3 protein-coding genes are annotated in these 3,404 nt (G+C 62.3%); all 3 read right to left on the bottom strand.

Features of this window, described 5'->3' with window-relative positions:
- Nucleotides 1-13 precede the first annotated feature (13 nt).
- Nucleotides 14-2,131 (bottom strand): recombinase family protein, encoded by a 2,118-nt coding sequence (locus tag VK682_RS27005; RefSeq protein WP_324782964.1) that lies wholly within the window; start codon nt 2,129-2,131, stop codon nt 14-16.
- A 301-nt stretch (nt 2,132-2,432) separates the two neighbouring features.
- Nucleotides 2,433-2,888, bottom strand: coding sequence for a helix-turn-helix domain-containing protein (locus tag VK682_RS27010; RefSeq protein ID WP_089852580.1), 456 nt, complete (start codon nt 2,886-2,888; stop codon nt 2,433-2,435).
- Nucleotides 2,889-3,094: 206 nt separating this feature from the next.
- Nucleotides 3,095-3,404: DUF5372 family protein (locus VK682_RS27015; protein WP_324782965.1), on the bottom strand; the 310-nt coding region annotated here is incomplete at its 5' end.

The following is a 3,404-nucleotide window of genomic DNA, read 5'->3' on the forward strand; positions in this document are numbered from 1 at the left end:
CAACGATCTGCGTTCATACTACACCTCTTTCCTCCTCAGGTGATGGTTTTGGCGGAACCGCCTCCTGCAGGCGTTCACCCGCCCGATCAGTGAGGCGGTCCCACCGGCTGGAATGCTTTTGCGGCAAGTTTGTAGCGGGGAGTTCGTAGAGACCATAGTGCCCGTTGTAGGCATGGCGGGTTATGAGGCCGTGTTTGACCCAGCTGTTGATGGTGGTCTCGTGGATATTGAGACGGGCAGCTGCTTCCTGCTTGGTCAGCATGCCGCGGGCACGCAGGCGATCATAACGTGAGCGCAACTTATATTGGTGAACGATGTAGGCGACCCGCTTGGAAGTGAATTGGGCGTCATGATGGCCGCGGCGGGAGGCTTCGCCCGGGCGGAGTTCTTGCTGGTTGAGAAGTTCGGCGATCTCGGAATAGACGTGGTCGTCGAGGAGCCTGTCTACCAGTTCGATGACCCCCGGCCTGGTCTTGATCTGCAAGGCGGGCGCTCTTGGGCTCAGGGTGGTGAGGGTCAGGACCTTTCCGCCTATGAACCGCACATGGACCTTGGTCGTTCCTTCCGCCGGCAGCTTGAGGAGGGTGACGTCCTCGATGATGTGGGCGAGCAGCCGCTTGCGGTCACGGTTCGGGGTATTGGGATCGGACCAGAGCTTCTTGAAGTCCTCCGTCATCGCAATGAGCCGCGCCTGGACGGCGTGGTCGAGGACGAATTGATCATGCTCGCGGGCGCGTTCGCGCTCTTCGCGGGCGTTTGCCAATGTGCGAAGCTTCTCGTTCCACTCGCCTTCGAGCGTGTCGGCGACGAGACGGTTATTGGGGTCGACAAGCATGAACCGCCGCTGCGCGAGATCGGCTTCCGTCTGGGCCCGCTCGACCGCGCGGCAGCGCAACCGGTCGGCTTCTTCATGACGTGACTGGATCTCCTTGCGCACGTCGAGCGCCAGTTCGACGGCCTCTGGCGCCATCTGCTCGGCAATCAGCATACCGACGGCCGCGTCGACCGCGGGCCCGGCGATCGACTGGCAGAGGGGGGCACCGCGATAGGCATGGGCGCGATCACAGATGTACCAGGCTTCATGTCGACCGCGCCGGGCAGCGTAGCGAACCCGCAGATGCCGACCACATTGCCCGCATATTGCCCGCCCCTGCAGCAGCGCCGGGCCTTCTCTTGGAATTGACGCCCGCGTCGCGTCATATCCATGGCTGTTCGCCTCCAGAATCTTCAGGTTCTCCTGATGTTGCTGCCAGCTGATGTAGCCGGGATGGGCATCGGGAATGCAGGCCAGCCAATCCTCATTTGACCGGGACCGCACCGTCCTCTTGCCTTCGATGGTGCGCCGGAACTGCCGTCGGCCATAGGCGTAGACGCCAGCATAGCGCGGATTGGTCAGAACGCGCAGTGCTGTCGACACCGTCAGCGGCCGGAAGATTGTCTCGGTGTTGTGCAGGCGCGAGGGGAATGGAAGACCTTCCCGATGAAAGGCTTTAACGGTCTGGGAGGCGGAGCCGACGCGAGAGAAGGTCTCGAAGAAATGGACGATCGTCTCCCTGACCTGCAGGTCAGGATCGAGCCCCACATTGCCGCCGTGGTCATAGACCAGCCCGGTCGGCAGGGGGCAGCGGAACTCGCCGCGCCGGGCCTTGTTGAGGATGCCGCCGCGCAATCTCGCCTTGATCACATGCAGCTCGGCCTCGCTCATTGTGCCCTTCAGGCCCAACAAGAGCCTGTCGTTGAAGCTCGCCGGGTCGTAGACGCCGTCTTCGTCAAGGATCAGGGTGTCGGCCAGGGCGCAGATCTCCAGCAGGCGTTGCCAGTCGGCGTTGTTGCGCGCCAGGCGGGACACTTCCAAGCCCATCACGATCCCGGCGCGGCCCAGCCCGACATCGCTGACCAGCCGCTGGAACCCCTCGCGCCAGGCGGCCGATGCTCCGGATTCTCCCTGGTCGTTGTCGATGACGATAATCTGCTCGTCATGCCAGCCAAGGGCGACGGCGCGTCCGCGAAGCGAATATTGCCGCTTGGCGCTCTCGGTGTTCTCGAGCACTTGACGCATCGAGGACTGGCGGATGTAGAGGTAGGCGTTGCGATCGAGGTGGTGGGGCTGAACTTTGAGGTGCATGTTCATGGGGCTCTCCGCTCGTTTATGCCGGTGTCGTTGATGCTGGTGGCGATCGCCGCAAGGATGTGGACGACGGCGCTGCGCCCGCCCTGCGTCGGCCAGGTGGCTGAAGGCCGGCTGCCTGGCTCTTGAGAAGAGATTGGCGCCGCAGTTATCGCCCTAGCCCATCCCCACATGCCCCGGCGCAGAAAGAGCACCAGGCCGCTGCGGGCCATGAGCGGCAGCGCTTCGCCCAAAGCGGCGGCGCGCAGTACCTCGTACTGAGCTGCGATGGTCGACGATGAACATGCCGCCTTCGCGGCACGGTTCACTTGCCAGTGCTTTTTTTTAGCGCCCGTTCGATCGTTCTGGGGTGGAGCTCGATGTCGAGCTCGTCGTGGACCAGCTTGGCAAGTTCGCGGGCACGGAGGGGTTCGCCAGGCGCCAGCCGTGCCTGCAAGAACGCCAAGATTGCTTCGTCGATCTTGCGCGGCCCGCGGGGCCCTGTCTTCTCCGGCACTAGCCCCGCGATTCCTGCCGTGTCGAAGTTCGCCTTGGCCTGATAGTAGGTCGGCCTGGAGACCCCGTACTCGTCGGCAGCCTCCGTCACCGACAGCTTGTCGACCAAGACGCGACGCAGCATCTCGTATTTGACCTGCACGATGTCGTGCGGGTCGAAGAAGTCGCTGCCGCGAAACTTCGGATCGCGGACCTTGTCCGGCGCCGAATTGAGCGTGCCCTCTTCGGCAAGGGCTGCGGTCTTTGACTGCCTGCTGTCGGGCATCGCTGGCTCTGGACGCAAGAGGGAAAGAATATGTAATAGCAATTATGCCGCAAATGCGCGCGGCGTCAAGATAGTGACTATCTGCGAGCGCCGATTCTAAGCAGCTAGTCTCAATAAATCGGCCCAATAACTTCCTAAATCGCATGACTTGCGGCGTAGTTCGCTTTACAGATGCGGCATAATTGACCTTACGATCCATCCCTTGATCACCCCACCAATTTGCCTCTGAGGCGTTCTACCAAGTCAGCCAGTGCCAGCAGGTCAGAAACCCGCAACGCCGCTCGCCCGTGACCCACGACCACTTCTGGATCCGGGCTCGCAAGATCAGTCCAATGCGGAGGAACCGACCAGACGGCGCCATCCTCGGTCTGCAGCAAGAGCCGCGCACCATGTCGGTTCTGGCGGCGGCCCACACATGGCAAGCGACGCTCAAACAGCGGATGAAACGGATGCGTTACCCCCACTAGCTCCTGCTCTGCGTCGAGTGCGGCTGCATTCTCTCGCAAGGTACAAGCG

Source organism: Salipiger marinus (assembly GCF_035481585.1).
In the GTDB taxonomy this organism is placed as follows: Bacteria; Pseudomonadota; Alphaproteobacteria; order Rhodobacterales; family Rhodobacteraceae; genus Salipiger; species Salipiger marinus.

Excerpts from the sequence above, each read along its gene's own strand:
- VK682_RS27005 (WP_324782964.1), bottom strand. The coding sequence starts at position 2,131 with ATGAACATGCACCTCAAAGTTCAGCCCCACCACCTCGATCGCAACGCC.
- VK682_RS27010 (WP_089852580.1), bottom strand. The coding sequence starts at position 2,888 with ATGCCCGACAGCAGGCAGTCAAAGACCGCAGCCCTTGCCGAAGAGGGC.